The organism is Vogesella facilis (assembly GCF_042648525.1).
Lineage (GTDB): Bacteria > Pseudomonadota > Gammaproteobacteria > Burkholderiales > Chromobacteriaceae > Vogesella > Vogesella facilis.
Map to the genome: position 1 here is coordinate 374,646 of NZ_JBHRXN010000031.1, position 16,146 is coordinate 390,791.

11 protein-coding genes are annotated in these 16,146 nt (G+C 64.4%); 7 read left to right on the plus strand and 4 right to left on the minus strand.

The window, feature by feature from the left end; genetic code table 11:
- Positions 1-58: 58 nt before the first annotated feature.
- On the minus strand, positions 59-1,705 hold the full coding sequence (ushA, locus tag ACFOLG_RS12965) for a bifunctional UDP-sugar hydrolase/5'-nucleotidase UshA (RefSeq protein WP_386092503.1): 1,647 nt from the start codon (positions 1,703-1,705) through the stop codon (positions 59-61).
- A gap of 94 nt (positions 1,706-1,799) precedes the next feature.
- Positions 1,800-3,485, minus strand: a complete 1,686-nt coding sequence (locus tag ACFOLG_RS12970; protein WP_386092506.1) for a glutamine--tRNA ligase/YqeY domain fusion protein — start codon at positions 3,483-3,485, stop codon at positions 1,800-1,802.
- A 219-nt stretch (positions 3,486-3,704) separates the two neighbouring features.
- Here ACFOLG_RS12970 and ACFOLG_RS12975 point away from each other — a divergent pair, with 219 nt between their 5' ends.
- A complete protein-coding gene (locus ACFOLG_RS12975; protein ID WP_386092509.1) occupies positions 3,705-5,090 on the plus strand; it encodes an FAD-binding oxidoreductase in 1,386 nt (461 codons plus the stop codon).
- A 116-nt stretch (positions 5,091-5,206) separates the two neighbouring features.
- Here the strand turns inward: ACFOLG_RS12975 and astE are convergent, their stop codons facing one another.
- Positions 5,207-6,220, minus strand: coding sequence for a succinylglutamate desuccinylase (gene astE, locus ACFOLG_RS12980; RefSeq protein WP_386092512.1), 1,014 nt, complete (start codon positions 6,218-6,220; stop codon positions 5,207-5,209).
- Between the two features lie 141 nt (positions 6,221-6,361).
- Positions 6,362-7,150 carry an alpha/beta fold hydrolase gene (locus ACFOLG_RS12985; RefSeq protein ID WP_386092514.1) on the minus strand — a complete coding sequence of 263 codons (789 nt, stop codon included), beginning with the start codon at positions 7,148-7,150 and terminating at the stop codon, positions 6,362-6,364.
- Between the two features lie 129 nt (positions 7,151-7,279).
- On the opposite strand from ACFOLG_RS12985, the gene ACFOLG_RS12990 reads away from it, so the two are divergent.
- The 6 genes from ACFOLG_RS12990 (at position 7,280) to speA (ending at position 16,063) form a co-directional block, all read left to right on the plus strand.
- Positions 7,280-9,076 carry a GGDEF domain-containing protein gene (locus ACFOLG_RS12990; RefSeq protein ID WP_386092516.1) on the plus strand — a complete coding sequence of 599 codons (1,797 nt, stop codon included), beginning with the start codon at positions 7,280-7,282 and terminating at the stop codon, positions 9,074-9,076.
- A 415-nt stretch (positions 9,077-9,491) separates the two neighbouring features.
- On the plus strand, positions 9,492-10,625 hold the full coding sequence (locus tag ACFOLG_RS12995) for an ABC transporter ATP-binding protein (protein ID WP_386092518.1): 1,134 nt from the start codon (positions 9,492-9,494) through the stop codon (positions 10,623-10,625).
- Positions 10,626-10,635: 10 nt separating this feature from the next.
- Positions 10,636-11,553, plus strand: coding sequence for an ABC transporter permease subunit (locus ACFOLG_RS13000; RefSeq protein WP_349585830.1), 918 nt, complete (start codon positions 10,636-10,638; stop codon positions 11,551-11,553).
- Positions 11,546-12,412, plus strand: a complete 867-nt coding sequence (locus tag ACFOLG_RS13005) for an ABC transporter permease subunit (protein ID WP_386092521.1) — start codon at positions 11,546-11,548, stop codon at positions 12,410-12,412. The genes ACFOLG_RS13000 and ACFOLG_RS13005 overlap by 8 nt, the downstream gene beginning before the upstream one ends.
- Before the next feature lie 148 nt (positions 12,413-12,560).
- Positions 12,561-13,850, plus strand: coding sequence for an NAD(P)/FAD-dependent oxidoreductase (locus tag ACFOLG_RS13010; RefSeq protein WP_386092523.1), 1,290 nt, complete (start codon positions 12,561-12,563; stop codon positions 13,848-13,850).
- A 332-nt stretch (positions 13,851-14,182) separates the two neighbouring features.
- Positions 14,183-16,063 carry an arginine decarboxylase gene (speA, locus tag ACFOLG_RS13015; protein ID WP_386092525.1) on the plus strand — a complete coding sequence of 627 codons (1,881 nt, stop codon included), beginning with the start codon at positions 14,183-14,185 and terminating at the stop codon, positions 16,061-16,063.
- Positions 16,064-16,146 lie beyond the last annotated feature (83 nt).

Here is a 16,146-nt window from a genome sequence, read left to right on the forward strand (position 1 = left end):
GTAACGGCAATGCCGGCCTGGAGTAAGCCCACTGCCGGCATTGCCGCCGCGGGCGGGTTTACTGCCGCACTACCGCATCACCCGGCGCGAAGTCGGCGGTCTTGATGCTGCCGTGGCTGGCAAAGTAGCCGCGCAGCAGGTCGGCATCGACATAGCCGGTGTTGACGTAGCCCTTGTGGGTGTTTAGCCGCGGGTAGCCGTCGCCGCCGGCGGCGGTGAAGTTGTTCAGCGCCAGCCGGTAGCTGCGCGCCGGATCGATGGGCTGGCCGGCTATCAGCGCCTGCTGCACTTCGCCGCCGACAATGCGCAGCTGCACGCCGGCAAACTGGGCAAAGGCGCCGGAGCCGGGGCTCATCTTCGCGGCGGCCTGCAGGTAGGCCAGCGCTTCCTTGCCGCTCATGTCCACGTACACCAGGGTGTTGCCGAACGGCTGCACCTTGAGAATGTCCTTGTAGCTGATGCTGCCGGCCGGCAGCGAGTCGCGGATGCCGCCGGCGTTCATGATGGCGAAGTCGGCGTGGGCCTTGTCCTTCATTGCGCTGGCGATAAACACGCCCAGGTTGGTGGGCTGCTTGCGCACGATGGCTCGGTCGCCTTCCAGCTTGCCGTCACTGCTGCCTACCTGTACGCCAAGCACCGCCTGGCCTTTTTCCTGGTAGGGCTTGAGCAGCGCCAGCATCTCGCTGTTTTCCGGGATCTCGCGGCTGTAGGTCACCTTGCGCTCCTTGCCGTCCTCACCCTTCACCGTTTTCTTCAGGTTGATCGGGATCAGCTGGTACTTCAGCAGCCGGAATTCGCCGTTGCGGTATTCGAAGTCGGCGCGGCCAACGTATTTGCCCCATTCGTGCGCCTGCACGATCCAGGCGCCGTTCTGGCGGTCCGGCGCGCAGTCGCTGCCCGGCACGTAGGCATCGTTGCGTACGTTCTCCGCCTTCATGCACACCGGGTTCTGGCTGTGGCCGCCGACGATCAGGTCGAAGCCCTTCACCTGGCGCGCCATTTCCACGTCGCCCGGTGCGTTCACGCCGTGCTCGCCATCGGTGTAGTGGCCCATGTGGGTGGCGGCAATCACCACGTCGGCCTTCTTCTTCAGCGTGGGCATCAGCCGCGCTGCTTCGCGAGCCGGGGTACGGAATTCGATGCCGCGGGTGTTCTCCGGGTTGGTCAGTTTCTTGGTGTCGTCGGTGGTCAGGCCCATCACCGCCACCCGCACGCCGCCGAGATTGAAGATCTTGTACGGTGCGAACAGGCGCTTGCCGCCCTGGTAGATGTTGGCCGCAAGCATGGGGAACTGCGCCCATTGCCGCTGTTTGGCCAGTACCGCCGGCGGCTTGTCGAATTCGTGGTTGCCCACCGCCATGGCGTCGTAACCCAGCAGATTCATGCCCTTGAAGTCCGGCTCGGCGTCCTGCATGTCGGATTCCGGCACCCCGGTGTTCACGTCGCCGCCGTCCAGCAGCAGGCTGTAGCCGCCGTGCAGGCGTACGTCGGCGCGGATTTGCTCGATCACGTTCTTGCGTGCGGCCATGCCGTATTCGCCGTCGCCGTTCTTCCAGAAGCGGCCGTGGTGGTCGTTGGTGTGGATGATGGTGATCTGGTAGCTCTGGTCTGTTACCGGTGCGGCCAACGTGCTGGCCGGCAGGGCGGCGAGACTGGCAAGAGAAGCAAGGACGGACAGGCGGATGGCGGTATGGCGAGTTTTCATGAAAGCCCCTGGTATGCGTTAACCGACAGCGAGTGCGTTACAAACAAAAAAAGCGGCAGGCACACGAGGTGCCTACCGCTTTCATGATAATGCCTTATTTGCTCCAAGAGTCCTTCAGACCCACGGTGCGGTTGAACACCGGCTTGCTGCCCGGCTGGTGCTCGAGGCGGTCGGTAACGAAGTAGCCGATGCGCTCGAACTGGTAGCGGGTTTCCGGCGCCGCGTCGCGCACCACCGGCTCGACGTAGCCGGTAACGGTGGCCAGCGAGTCCGGGTTGAGGAACTGCATGAAGTCCACGTATTCGCCGTCATCGCCGCGCACCGCATCCGGGCGCGGCTCGGTGAACAGGCGGTCGTACAGGCGCACTTCGGCTTCCACCGCGTGGCTGGCGGAGATCCAGTGGATCACGCCCTTCACCTTGCGGCCCACCGGGTTCTGCCCCAGGGTGTCGTGGTCGATGGAGCACTTCAGCTCCACTACCTTGCCGTCGGCGTCCTTGATCACTTCGTCGCACTTGATCACATAGCTGTAGCGCAGGCGCACTTCGCCGCCGGCGGTCAGGCGCTGCCACTTCGGCGGCGGCACTTCGGCAAAGTCGTCACGCTCGATGTAGAGCTCGCGGGCGATCGGCACTTCGCGCTCGCCGAATTCCGGGTGGTGCGGGTGGTACGGCGCGCTGCGGCTGGCGGTAACGCCATCCTGGAAGTTGGTCAGGGTGACCTTGATCGGGTCCAGCACCGCCATCACGCGCGGCGCTTCGCTTTCCAGCGTCTCGCGCACTGCACCTTCCAGCACGCTGATGTCGATGATGTTCTCACCCTTGGACACGCCGATGCGCTGCGAGAACAGGCGGATGCCGGCCGGGCTGTAGCCGCGGCGGCGCATGCCTTCGATGGTGGGCATGCGCGGGTCGTCCCAGCCGCCTACCTTGCCGTCGGTCACCAGCGCGTTCAGCTTGCGCTTGGAAGTCAGCGCGTACAGCAGCTCCAGGCGCGAGAATTCGTACTGGCGCGGGTGGCAGCCGATGCTGATGTTGTCCAGCACCCAGTCGTACAGCGGGCGATGGTCTTCGAACTCCAGCGTGCATAGGCTGTGGGTGATGCCTTCGATCGCGTCCGAGATGCAGTGGGTGTAGTCGTACATCGGGTAGATGCACCAGTCGTCGCCGGTACGATGGTGGTGCGCGCGGCGGATGCGGTAGATCACCGGGTCGCGCATGTTGACGTTGCCGGAGCTCATGTCGATCTTCAGGCGCAGGGTCTTGCTGCCGTCGGCGAACTCGCCGTTCTTCATGCGGCTGAACAGGTCGAGGTTCTCCGCCACGCTGCGGCCGCGGTACGGGCTTTCACGGCCCGGCTCGGTCAGGCTGCCGCGGTATTCGCGCATCTCGTCGGCGCTCAGGTCGCAGACGAAGGCGTGGCCGCTCTGGATCAGTTCCACCGCGTAGTCGTACAGCTGCTGGAAGTAGTCGGAGGCGTAGCGCACGTTGCCGTCCCACTGGAAGCCCAGCCAGGCCACGCTGTCCTTGATCGACTGCACGTACTCGTCGGATTCCTTCTCCGGGTTGGTATCGTCCATGCGCAGGTTGCACTTGCCCTGGTAGTCCTCGGCCAGGCCGAAGTTCAGGCAAATGGACTTGGCGTGGCCCACGTGCAGGTAGCCGTTCGGCTCCGGCGGAAAGCGGGTGACGATGCTGTGGTGTTTGCCGGAGGACAGGTCCTCGTCGATGATGGCACGGATGAAGTTGCTGATTACCGGAGCGTTGTTTTCGGCGGACATCTGATAGTGAAAGGCTGTATTGAGTTAACGCGCAATTGTAACCCGATTGCGCGGCAGCACCGTAGTTTTATCCGCCGTGGATGCTGGCCGGACGGGCAGCCGGCCGCAAGGTTGGCCGCAGGCAGCCGCTGGCGCCGCCGTTACAAAAACTGCCATCCGCGGCGTGGTAGCATCGTCGGCAGGCGTCCGCATCACGGCGCCACCCACCCGGAGAATGCCGTGTCACCGCCACTTGCCCGTCTGCACCAACAATTGCCGCAGCTGCTGCTGCGCACCGACGACAACAGCCTGCGCCACTACGGCCTGGACTGGACGCGCTACTACCAGCCGGCGCCGCTGGCCATCGCCCAGCCGGCCACCGTGGCCGAGGTGCAGGGCATCGTGCGCTGGGCGCGCGAACACCAGGTGGCGCTGGTGCCGTCCGGCGGCCGTACCGGCCTGTCCGGCGGTGCGGTGGCGGCCAACGGCGAGCTGGTGGTGTCGTTCGAGCGCATGAACCGCATCGGCGCCTTCGATCGCGTGGCGCGCACCATACAGTGCGAGCCGGGGGTGGTGACCGCCGCGCTGCAGCAGTACGCCAGCGGCAAGGGGCTGTACTACCCGGTGGATTTCGCCGCCAGCGGCAGCAGCCAGCTGGGCGGCAATATCGCCACCAACGCCGGCGGCATCAAGGTGATCCGCTACGGCATGACCCGCGAGTGGGTGGCCGGCCTCACCGTGGTGACCGGCAGCGGCGAGCTGCTGGAGCTGAACCGCGGCCTGGCCAAGAACAATACCGGCTACGATTTCCGCCACCTGTTCGTCGGCTCGGAAGGCACGCTGGGTTTCGTGGTCGGCGCCACCATGAAGCTGACACTGCCGCCGCCGCCGCAGGCGGTGCTGCTGCTGGCGCTGCCGGCGCTGGCCGACGTGATGCGGGTGTTCGAGGTATTCCGCGAGGGCGTGGCGCTGTCGGCGTTCGAATTCTTCTCCGACCAGGCGCTGGGGCATGTGCTGGCGCACGGCCAACTGGCGGCGCCGTTCGAGGTGCGTGCGCCGTTCTACGTGCTGCTGGAGCTGGACGACCCGGCGCATAGCGGCGACGAAGCCGCGCTGCAACTGTTCGAGCGTTGCCTGGAGCAGGGCTGGGTGCTGGATGGCGTGCTGTCGCAGTCGGCGCAGCAGGCGCAGCAACTGTGGCGCTACCGTGAGGGCATCAGCGAAAGCATCACCCCGTACACGCCGTACAAGAACGACATCGCCGTCACCATCAGCCGGGTGCCGGCCTTCATTGCCTCGCTGGATGCGCTGCTGGCGGCCAACTATCCGGATTTCGAGGTGATCTGGTATGGCCACATCGGCGACGGCAACCTGCACATTAACGTGCTGAAGCCGCCGGCGCTGGCGCTGGAGGCGTTCCGCGCCGCCTGCGAGCAGGTGAACGAGCAGGTGTTTGCGCTGGTGCGCGACTTCGGTGGCAGCATGTCGGCCGAGCACGGCGTGGGGCTGCTGAAGCGGGATTACCTGGCAGTAAGTCGCAGCGCGCAGGAAATCGCGATGATGCAGGGCATCAAAAAGGTGTTTGACCCGGATGGCATCATGAACCCCGGCAAGCTGCTGCCGTGAGCGGAAAAATTGCATGAAAAATGCGCGGAGCCAGCAAACTGCTGACGCCGCGCATTTTTTTAGTGTCGCTCACAGGATATCCACAGCTTTTTCCCTGTTTGCCTGTGGATATGTGCCTAGTCCAGGGTGGCCGGCTCGATCACGATGCCGGCGCGCAGGCCGATGCCGACCTTGGGATTGGGGAACAGAATGCGCTCCTCGCCGCCGTCGGCCACGTAGCGCACTTGCACATCTTCTGCAATTGTCATGCCGTGCGGCAGCGCGGTGAAATTCTCCACGTCGTCGGCCAGGTGCAGTACGAAATCGCCGCTGTGCTTGACGATGTCGTACTTGGCCTTGAACAGCCGCACCGCCGAAATGTCCGGGTTGGCCGCCGTGGTGCGCCGGCCGGCCAGCAGCTCGCGCAGTGCGCGGTCGATGCCGGCGAAGCGTGACAGGTCGTTCTGGCCGAACGGACGCGCCTTGCCCAGCTCCAGGGTGAAGGCATCGGCGCCGCAGCGCTCGCTGGTGTAGTAGCTGTAGGTGGCGGCCGGCTTGCTGTGCAGCAGCACGGTGTCGACATCGGCGCCCAGCAGCCAGGCCAGCTGCTCGCGGTTGTGGGCGCGGTCGTGGATGAAGGGGTAGATGGCGAAGCGCTCGAACACCGAGCCGCGGATGGCGGTGTGCAGGTCGTAGTGGCGGCGAGGCGCCGCGGCCGGGGTGACGGCGAAGAAGGTGCTGGCGGCCTGTTCCAGCTCCAGCGCGCGGTGCGCCTCGCTGGCGTCTGGCTGCTTGGCGTGTGCGCCGTCGAACAGGCGGTTCATGTCGTAGTCGACAAAGCGCTTGCCGCTTTGCATCGCCGGGATGTTGCCCAGCACCACCAGGATGCGGCAGGCCAGCGGCAGCGCGCCGCTCAGCAGGTCACTCACGATGCTGTTGAGGATTTCGATCGGCGCGGTTTCGTTGCCGTGCACGCCGGTGGACAGCAGGATGTGCTCCTGCTGCAGGTTGGCCGCATGCGGACTCAGTTCCAGCAGGCCGTGGCCCAGCCACTGCGCCTGTAGTGCCGGGGTTTGCCACTGGGCGTGCGCGGGGCGGAGGCCTTGCAGGGTGAGGTCGAGAAAATCACGGGCGGGGGCAAACGGGTTCATGCGCGCTCCTTTATGAGATGCCCCATTCTAAGCAAACCCCCGTGCACGGCCAGCCGGCTGTCACGGGGGTGAATGTTGATGGCGCATCTGCGCAAGTCACGCCGCCGCCCCGGCGCCAGGGCTTAGCCGCAGCAAGCGCGGTCAGCGCTCGGCAAACTGGAAGATCTGCTGGCAGAAAGCCTGCGGCGCTTCCAGATGAATGGCGTGACCGGCGCCAGGCAGAATGGTGAGCGTGGCGCCCGGAATGCCTTGCTGCAGCAGCCGCGCCTGGTACGGCGGGGTGAGGCGGTCTTCGTCGCCGACGATGACATGGGTGGGCACGCGCAATTCGCTCAGCCAGCTGCGCGCGTCGTGCTGCAGCACGCCGCCGATGATGCGCTGGATCGCCTGCCAGCCGGTGAGCGCGGAAACGCGGCTCAGTTCCGGCAGCATGGCGCTGGCGGTGGCGAAGAAGCGGCTGGAAAACAGCCACGGCAGGCTGATATTGAAGCGCAGCTCGGCACCGCCGGCCTGTTCCGCCGCGCCCCAGCTGCTGGCGATCTGCTCGTTGACGCTGTCCGACCACGCCAGGGTGGAGGCCAGCAGCAGCCGCTGCAGCCGCTGCGGGTGGCGGCGGGCAAAGTGCTGCGCCACCATGCCGCCATACGACAGCCCCACCAGATACACGCTGTCGATGCCCAGCTGCACCAGCAGCGCGGCGGCATCGTCTGCCTGTTGTGGCAGCGGGTACAGCTGGGCCGCCGTCTGCTCGCTCTGCCCCTGGCCTTGGAAATCCAGGCGCAGCACGCGGAAGCATTGCTCCAGTGCCGGCGTCATCAGCCCCCACGCCAGCGTACTCATGGTCAGGCCGTTGAACAGCAGCAGCGTCTGGCTGCCCTGGCCGCTGATTTCGTAATACACCTGGCGTTGCTGGATGGTGGTATATGGCATGCGATTTCCCCCTGCACGAGCTTTCATTCTAGATGCAAACGGCGTGACCGCGTGCCGGCTGCTGTCCCGATGCTGTCATACAGCCGCAGTACAGTGGCGGTCTTCGACCAAACACTGTGTCCGCTCATTATGCAAGACCCGCTCGTGCTGGGTGCCGCCGCCGCCGGCGATGCTGCCGAATTGCTTGACGCCATCATTCGCGATGGTCTGGTGCAGGTGGTGTTCCAGCCCATTGTCTACCTGGCCACCGGCGGGCTGGTCGGTTACGAGGCGCTGGTGCGCGGGCCGTCGGATTCGCTGCTGTATTCGCCGGTGGCGCTGTTCGAGCAGGCGGCGCAGCGCGGTGTGCTGGCGCAGCTGGACCGGGTGTGCATCGCTGCCGTGCTGCGGGAGTTCGCCCGCCAGCAGTTGCCGGGCACGCTGTTCGTCAATGTGATTCCGGACACGCTGCTGGGCGAGCACCTGCCGGCCGCCGAGCTGCTGGCGATGTTGGCCGCAGCCGGGGTGGCGCCGGCGCGGGTGGTGCTGGAGCTGACCGAAACCCGCCCGCATGCCGGCTACCGTGCCTTGTGCCAGGTGGCGGCGGCGCTGCGGGCGGGCGGCCTGCGGCTGGCGCTGGACGATCTGGGCGAGGGCTTTTCCAATCTGCGGCTGTGGTCCGAGCTGCGGCCGGACCTGGTCAAGCTGGACAAATACTTCGTGCAGCAGATTCACCAGGACGGACTCAAGCTGCAGTTTGTGCGCTCGCTGGTGGACATGGCGCGCGCGGCCGGCGCGGTGCTGGTGGCGGAGGGCATCGAGCAGCCGGAGGAGCTGGCGGTGCTGCGCGAGCTGGGGGTGGTGATGGGGCAGGGCTATCTGGTGGCGCGGCCGGTGGCGCAGCCGCCGCGCCACGGCAACTACCTGCTGCCGCTGCCGACGGCCGGCAAGGTTGGCCGCCAGTTGCCGGTGGCGCGCGAGTTGCTGCTGGACACGCCGTTCTTGAGCGACCAGTCGCGCTGCGACGAGGCCTACCGGCTGTTTGCCGATAATCCGGCGCTGTTCGCGGTGCCGGTGCTGCGTGGCCAGCGGCCGCTGGCGCTGCTGTCGCGGCACCGGGTGCTGGAGACGTTTGCCAAGCCGTTCAACCGCGAACTGCTGGCCAAGAAGCCGTGCCTGGCGCTGGCAGACATGTCGCCGCTGGTGGTGGCGGCGGATACCGACATCCAGACCCTGTCGGCGCTGGCGGCGGCCGATCGCCGCCACCTGGTCAACGGCTTCATCATCGTGGAAGACGGCGCCTACCTGGGCATGGGTACCGGTCACGAGTTGATGCGGGTGATCAGCGAGATGCAGCTGGCGGCCGCGCGCTACGCCAATCCGCTGACCGGTCTGCCCGGCAATGTACCGATCAGCGACGAGGTGGCGCGGCTGCTGGCCGGCGGCCAACCTTTCGTGGTCGCCTATGTCGATCTGGACCATTTCAAGCCGTTCAACGACCACTACGGCTACGGGGCCGGCGATGACATGATCCGCCTGCTGGGGGCGATTCTGGAGGCGGCGGTGGATCCGCTGCTGGATTTTGTCGGTCACATCGGCGGTGATGACTTCGTGGTGCTGTTGCAAAGTTGCAACTGGCAGCAGCGGCTGCGGCAGGTGCTGCAGCAGTTCGATTTGTCGGTGCCGACGCTGTTCCTGCCGCCGGACCGGGCGGCGGGGGGCTTTGAAATGGCCGATCGCGACGGCCGGTTGCGCTTCTTTCCGCTCACCAGTGTCTCCATTGGCGTGCTGCCGGTGCGACCCGGTTGCTACGCCTCGCACTATCAGGTGGCATCGGCCGCCACCTCGGCAAAAAAATCCGCCAAAAAACAGGGGGGTAGCGTGCTGTTTATCGACACGGCCGCTATCGGCACCACGTTGGTGCACGCCGTGCCCGTGTTTGAGTAATTAAACGCTACTGGCAATTCTGCCGTTCCCGCCGGTCATTTTGTTGCGCCGCAGCGTGTAAGTGCCTGTTGTGCTGCGTAAAACTGTCGCTGTTAATTTTCTTACGTCGTCCTTGTCAATTTTATTAAACGTGGAGTAGCCTGAAGTTGCGCGTGCCGGAATAGGGTGCCCAGCAGCAGGCCGCTTTGCCATGGCGTCGGAAGCAAGTGGCAGTCGGTGCTAGTATGCTGCCCCCTGCACGATGGCCCGGTTTTTGCGCGCTCTGCATGGAAAGTTTGCCCCGCGCTCAGTCTTGGCCCGCCCGCCGGTGTCTTGCCTGCAGCTTGCATCGCAGGGTAGGGTTGAAATTGGTCGCTTATACAGCTGTTTGAAAATTACCGGGGGCCTTCGCAGCCTCCAATCGGGAAGAAATATCATGGTGGAAACTGGTAAACAGTCTGCTGTTTCTCAAACTGAGACGCCCTATCTGCGCATCAGCAATGTGGTGAAGCGCTTCGGTGAGACCGCCGCAGTGGACGGCGTGGATCTGGATATCCGCAAGAACGAGATTTTTGCCCTGCTGGGCAGCTCCGGCTGCGGCAAGTCCACCCTGCTGCGCATGCTGGCAGGGATGGAGCGGCCAACCTCCGGCAAGATCATTCTGGATGGCGAGGACATCACCGGCCTGGCGCCGTACGAGCGTCCGATCAATATGATGTTCCAGAGCTATGCGCTGTTTCCGCACATGAGTGTGGCGGAGAACATCGCCTTCGGCCTGAAACAGGACAAACTGCCCAAAGGCGAGATCGACGCCCGCGTGACCGAGATGCTGGATCTGGTGCAGCTGCGCAAGTACGGCTCGCGTAAGCCGTACCAGCTGTCCGGCGGCCAGCAACAGCGCGTGGCGCTGGCACGCAGCCTGGCTAAGCGCCCGAAACTGCTGCTGCTGGACGAACCGCTGGGCGCGCTGGACAAGAAGCTGCGCCAGCAGACGCAGCTGGAGCTGGTGGCGACGCTGGAAAAAGTGGGCGTGACCTGCATCATGGTGACCCACGACCAGGAAGAAGCCATGACCATGGCCACCCGCATCGGCATCATGTCCGAAGGCCAGCTGCTGCAGATCGGCACCCCGGCCGAAATCTACGACTACCCCAACTGTCGTTTCACCGCTGAATTCATCGGCGACACCAATATGTTTGCCGGCCCGGTGGTGGTGGACGAGCCGGATCGCGTCGAAATCGAATCGTCGGATCTGGGTGGCCGCGTAATGATCGATCACGGCATCACCGGCCCGAAAGGCATGCAGGTATGGGCCAGCGTGCGTCCGGAAGACGTGCATGTGCATGTGGCGCCGCCGCCGGCCGGGCCGAACACCGCGCGCGGCGTGGTGGACGATATCGCCTACCTGGGCAGCTTCTCCATCTACCACGTCAAGCTGGGCAGCGGCAAAGTGGTGAAATCCATGGTGTCGGCCAACCACTGGCACGAGAACGACATCAAGGCGCCGACCTGGGGCGAGCCGGTCTATGTCAGCTGGCGCCCGGATATGCCGGTAGTGCTGACGCGCTAAGGAGACGGTCATGAGCCTGCTGAAAATGAAAGCCAAATTCAGGTTGGGGAAGACTGCGGTCATTTCCATTCCCTACACCTGGATGCTGCTGTTCTTCCTGGTGCCGTTCTTCATCGTGCTGAAGATCAGCTTCGCCGAACAGGCACTGGCGATTCCGCCGTTCACCAGCCTGCTGCAGGAAGAGGAGGGGGTGATCCGCGGTCTGTCGCTGTACTTCGGCAACTTCAGCTTTATCTTCACCGATGAACTGTACGCGGCCACCTACCTGTCGTCGCTGAAGGTGGCGTTCTTTACCACGGTGATGTGCCTGTTGCTGGGCTACCCCATCGCCTATGCCATTGCCCGCACCGACCCGGCGCGGCGCAACATCCTGCTGATGCTGGTGATGCTGCCGTTCTGGACTTCCTTCCTGCTGCGGGTGTATGCCTGGATGGGGCTGCTGAACGAGAACGGCCTGATCAACAACTTCCTGCTGTCGCTGGGGGTGATCAGCGAGCCGCTGCACATGTTCCACACCGACTTCTCGCTGTATCTGGTGATGCTGTATGCCTACCTGCCGTTCATGATCCTGCCGCTGTACTCGCACCTGGTGAAAATGGACGTGCGCCTGCTGGAGGCGGCAGCCGACCTGGGCGCCGGTCCGATCAAGGCGTTCTGCGCGATCACCCTGCCGCTGTCCAAGAACGGCATCATTGCCGGCTCGATGATGGTGTTCATCCCGGCAGTGGGTGAGTTCGTGATCCCGGAACTGGTGGGCGGTACCGATACGCTGATGATCGGCAAGGTGCTGTGGAACGAGTTCTTCGACAACAACAACTGGCCGATGGCGGCCTCCGTGGCCATCATCATGGTGCTGCTGCTGATCGTGCCGATCGCACTGCTGCACCGCTTCGAGACCCGTGAGCTGGAGGGCAAGGGCAATGTATAACGGCAACAAACTGTCCCCGTTCCTCAAGGGCGTGCTGGTGGTGGGCTTCCTGTTCCTGTACATCCCCATCGTCAGCCTGATCGTGTACTCGTTCAACGACTCCAAGCTGGTAACAGTGTGGGGCGGCTTCTCGGTCAAATGGTATGGCTCGCTGTTCCAGAACGAGCAGATCATCAGCGCAGTGAAGCTGTCGCTCGAGATCGCGCTGGCCAGTGCTACCGCTGCGGTCATGCTGGGCACCGTTGCCGGTTTCGTGCTGGCCCGCTTCAAGCGCTATACCGGCAGCACGCTGTTTGCCGGCATGATGACCGCGCCGATGGTGATGCCGGAGGTGATTACCGGCCTGTCCATGCTGCTGCTGTTCATCTCGCTGGAGCAGTTCATCGGCGTGCCGTCCGAGCGCGGCTTCCTCACCATCTGGGTGGGCCATACCACGCTGTGCATGGCCTACGTATCGGTGGTGGTGCGCTCGCGGCTGCTGGAGATCGACAAGAACCTGGAAGACGCCGCCATGGACCTGGGCGCGCGGCCGCTGAAGATCTTCTTCGTCATCACGCTACCGCTGGTGTCGCAGGCGATTGCCTCCGGCTTCCTGCTGTCGATCACCCTGTCGCTGGACGATCTGGTCACCACCGCCTTCCTGTCCGGCCCTGGCTCCACCACGCTGCCGCAGGTGATCTTCTCCAAGGTGCGTCTGGGGCTGAACCCGGAAATCAACGCGCTGGCTGCTATCACCGTGCTGGTGGTGGGGGTGATCGTGCTGGTGGCCAACTACCTGATGCTCAACGCGCAGCGCAAGCGCGAGCAGGCGATTGCCGCCGCCATGCGCGAGGCGGCGCCGGTTCCGGTCGCCAGCTGAATCCACTGTCGTTACCACGGCGAGGCCCCCGGCGGGGCTTCGCCGTTTTTCATGCCTGTCCGACAGCCCGCTGTCATGAGGTGTTCATCGTGTTGCCCAGTATCGCGTTTCCCTGATTCCCGTTTCCTTACGTCAACCAGAGGTCTTTATGCTCAACTGCAGCCGTCAGCCACACGCTCCGTCCTACTACGTCGCCACCGCGGTCCCCTGGGAGCCCGGGGAGGCGCTGCAAGGCGTGGTGGAGTGCGATGTGTGCGTGGTGGGCGGCGGCCTGGCCGGGGTGTCGGCGGCGCTGAACCTGGCGGAGCAGGGCTTGCAGGTGGTGTTGCTGGAAGCGTCGCGCATCGGCTTTGGCGCCTCCGGCCGCAATGGCGGCCAGGTGATTGCCGGCTTTGCCTGTGATATGGACACCCTGCGCGGCCAACTTGGCGATGCCGCGGCGCGCCAGATGTGGCGCATGTCGCTGGAGGCGGTGGAGATCATCGAGCAGCGCGTGCGGCAGCATGACATCGCCTGTGACTGGACGCGCGGCTACTGCACGGCGGCGGTGAAGCCGGCGCATTTTCAGGATCTGCTGGGCTGGCAGCGCGAGGCGCAGGACTTCTACGGCTACGAGCATTACCAGTTGTGGGAGCGTGAACAGTTGGCCGCAATGCTGGCGTCCGATCGCTACCAGGGCGGCCTGTTCGACCCGCTGGCCGGGCATATCCACCCGCTCAATTACCTGCTGGGGCTGGCGCAGGCGGCGCGCCAAGCTGGCGTGCGCATCTACGAGCAGACGCCGGTGCTGCGCTATGACGACGGCGCGGCGCCGCTGGTGCACAGCGCTGCCGGCAGCGTGCGTTGCCGCCAGCTGGTGCTGGCCTGCAATGCCTACGTCGGCGCGCTGTCCGGCAAGCTGGAAAACCGCATCATGCCGGTAGGCACCTATGTGATCGCCACCGAAGCGCTGGGCGAGGAGCGCGCCCGCAGCCTGATCGGCAACAATATGGCGGTGTGCGACACCAACTTCGTGCTGGATTACTACCGGCTGTCCGGCGACCGGCGCATGCTGTTCGGCGGCAAAGTCAGCTACTCCGGTCGTGAACCGGCCGATCTGGCGGCGAAGATGCGCAAGGACATGCTGCGGGTGTTCCCGCAGCTGGCGGACGTGAAGGTGGAGTACGCCTGGGGCGGCTTCTGCGATATCACCATGAACCGGGCGCCGGACTTTGGCCGGCTGGCGGCCAACGTCTACTATGCACAGGGGTTCTCCGGTCATGGCGTGGCGGTGACCGGGCTGGCCGGCAAGGTGATCGCCGAGGCCATTGCCGGTGACGACAGCCGGCTGGCGCTGTTCGAGCGCCTGCGGCACCGGGCTTTTCCCGGCGGCAAGCTGCTGCGCACGCCGGCGCTGGTGCTGGGCATGGGCTGGTATCGGCTGCAGGATTATCTGTAGCGGCGGCGCCGGGTGGTGTCGAAAATCATGCACGAGCCGGCCCGGTTTTTTGCGCCCGTCGCGAAGGCGCAATCTTTTAAAAAACAGTCATGTATACCGTGTAGGGTGGGGTATGCGGTGCAGGGTTGGCCGCATGCTTGTTCATTAAAATGGACACGGCAAAATTATGCTTGTCAAGGGGCGTGAGATTGCTAAAATCCGCGCTCGTTTTTTGCGGCAACCGCCGTTTTATTGCGCGCTCCGACATCCCAGGCCCACATGAAGCTTTCTTAGCCCGAAAGCCGCGCACTAAGGAGCAGTTTTCCATTTCTGAATAATTAGGAAATCCTTTCATGGCTTGGACTGTGGCGGATAGCCGGAGCCTGTATGGCATCCGGCATTGGGGTGCTGGCTATTTCAATGTCGGCGAAAACGGCTGCGTGAAGGTGCGCCCGAATGCACATCACCAGCGCGAAATCGATCTGCACGAGCTGGCGCATACCCTGGCGGACAAAGGCCTGGACATGCCGCTCTTGGTGCGTTTCCCCGACATCCTGCAAGACCGCGTCACCCGGCTGTGCCGCGCCTTCGACAACGCGATTGCCAGCCAGAACTACGGCAACCGCTATACCGCCATCTACCCGATCAAGGTCAACCAGCAAGAAGCGGTGGTGAAGAGCATCATCGCTACCCAGGACGTGTCCATCGGCCTGGAAGCCGGCTCCAAGCCGGAGCTGATGGCGGTGCTGGCACTGTCGCCCAAGGGCGGCACCATCGTCTGCAACGGCTACAAGGACCGCGATTTCATCCGCCTGGCACTGATGGGCCAGCGCCTGGGTCACGAAGTGTTCATCGTGATCGAGAAGGAATCCGAAGTCGACCTGCTGATCCAGGAGTCCGCCAAGCTGGGCGTCAAGGCCAATATCGGCCTGCGAGTGCGGCTGTCGTCGCTGGCGTCCAGCAAGTGGGCGGATACCGGCGGCGAGAAGGGCAAGTTCGGCCTGTCCGCGGCGCAGCTGATCTCCGCGGTGGACAAGCTGGTGGCTGCCGGTCACGGCGACAACGTGCGCCTGATGCACTTCCACATGGGTTCGCAGATCGCCAACATCGCCGACTACCGCGCCGGCTTCCGTGAAGCCATCCGCTACTTCGGCGAGCTGCGCGCGCTGGGCCTGCCGGTGGACCACGTCGACGTGGGCGGCGGTCTGGGTGTGGATTACGACGGCACCCACTCGCGCAATGCCAGCTCCATCAACTACGACATGGACGAATACGCCAACGTGATCGTGTCGATGCTGTCCGAGTTCTGCGACGAAAACGACATCCCGCATCCGCGCGTGTTTTCCGAATCCGGCCGTGCGATGACCGCGCACCACGCCGTGTTGCTGATGAACGTCACCGACGTGGAGCGCCTGCCAGACAGCGTGCCGCAGGTGGACGATGTGCAGGCGCTGCCCAAGCCGGTGCGCAAGCTGTTCGAGCTGATGAACCTGACCGATGCCGAAATGGTTACCGAGACCTACTACCGCGCCAGCCACCTGAGCTCGGAAGTGTCGGACATGTACGCCGAAGGCCGCATCACGCTGAAGGAGAAGGCGCTGGCCGAGCAGGTGCACGCCGCGCTGTGCCGCCGTCTGCAGGCGCAGCTCACCGCCAGCCAGCGCTCGCAGCGCCAGGTGTACGACGAGCTGACCGACAAGCTGGCCGACAAGTATTTCTGCAACTTCTCGGTGTTCCAGAGCCTGCCGGATACCTGGGCCATCGACCAGGTGCTGCCCATCATGCCGCTGCATCGCCTGGACGAGCAGCCTACCCGCCGTGCAGTGCTGCAGGATCTGACCTGCGACTCCGACGGCAAGGTGAAGCACTACGTCGACCAGCAGAGCATTGAGTCCAGCATGCCGGTGCATGCGGTGGAAGCGGGCGAGGAATACCTGATCGCGGTGTTCATGGTGGGTGCCTACCAGGAGATCTTGGGCGATATGCACAACCTGTTCGGCGATACCGATTCGGTGAACGTGTACGTGCGCGACGGCGGCAAGGTGAGCTTCGAGGGCGTGGAAGAGCACGACACCATCGAAGACATGCTGCGCTACGTGCACCTGTCGCCGGAGGAGATCCTCAACCGCTACGAGGGCAAGGCGCGCGTTGCCGGGCTGTCGTCGGAGGAGCGCTCGGTGTATTTCGCCGAGTTCTGCCGCGGCTTGAAGCAGTCGTCGTATCTGTCGGTGTAAGGCATGCGGCCAACCTTGCAGGTTGGCCGCATGGTCGCCAGGAAAAAGGCCGTCGCGTGACGGCCTTTTTTGTGCGGCTGGCA

Excerpts from the sequence above, each read along its gene's own strand:
- ushA (WP_386092503.1), bottom strand. The coding sequence starts at position 1,705 with ATGAAAACTCGCCATACCGCCATCCGCCTGTCCGTCCTTGCTTCTCTT.
- ACFOLG_RS12970 (WP_386092506.1), bottom strand. The coding sequence starts at position 3,485 with ATGTCCGCCGAAAACAACGCTCCGGTAATCAGCAACTTCATCCGTGCC.
- astE (WP_386092512.1), bottom strand. The coding sequence starts at position 6,220 with ATGAACCCGTTTGCCCCCGCCCGTGATTTTCTCGACCTCACCCTGCAA.
- ACFOLG_RS12985 (WP_386092514.1), bottom strand. The coding sequence starts at position 7,150 with ATGCCATATACCACCATCCAGCAACGCCAGGTGTATTACGAAATCAGC.
- ACFOLG_RS12990 (WP_386092516.1), top strand. The coding sequence starts at position 7,280 with ATGCAAGACCCGCTCGTGCTGGGTGCCGCCGCCGCCGGCGATGCTGCC.
- ACFOLG_RS12995 (WP_386092518.1), top strand. The coding sequence starts at position 9,492 with ATGGTGGAAACTGGTAAACAGTCTGCTGTTTCTCAAACTGAGACGCCC.
- ACFOLG_RS13000 (WP_349585830.1), top strand. The coding sequence starts at position 10,636 with ATGAGCCTGCTGAAAATGAAAGCCAAATTCAGGTTGGGGAAGACTGCG.
- ACFOLG_RS13005 (WP_386092521.1), top strand. The coding sequence starts at position 11,546 with ATGTATAACGGCAACAAACTGTCCCCGTTCCTCAAGGGCGTGCTGGTG.
- ACFOLG_RS13010 (WP_386092523.1), top strand. The coding sequence starts at position 12,561 with ATGCTCAACTGCAGCCGTCAGCCACACGCTCCGTCCTACTACGTCGCC.
- speA (WP_386092525.1), top strand. The coding sequence starts at position 14,183 with ATGGCTTGGACTGTGGCGGATAGCCGGAGCCTGTATGGCATCCGGCAT.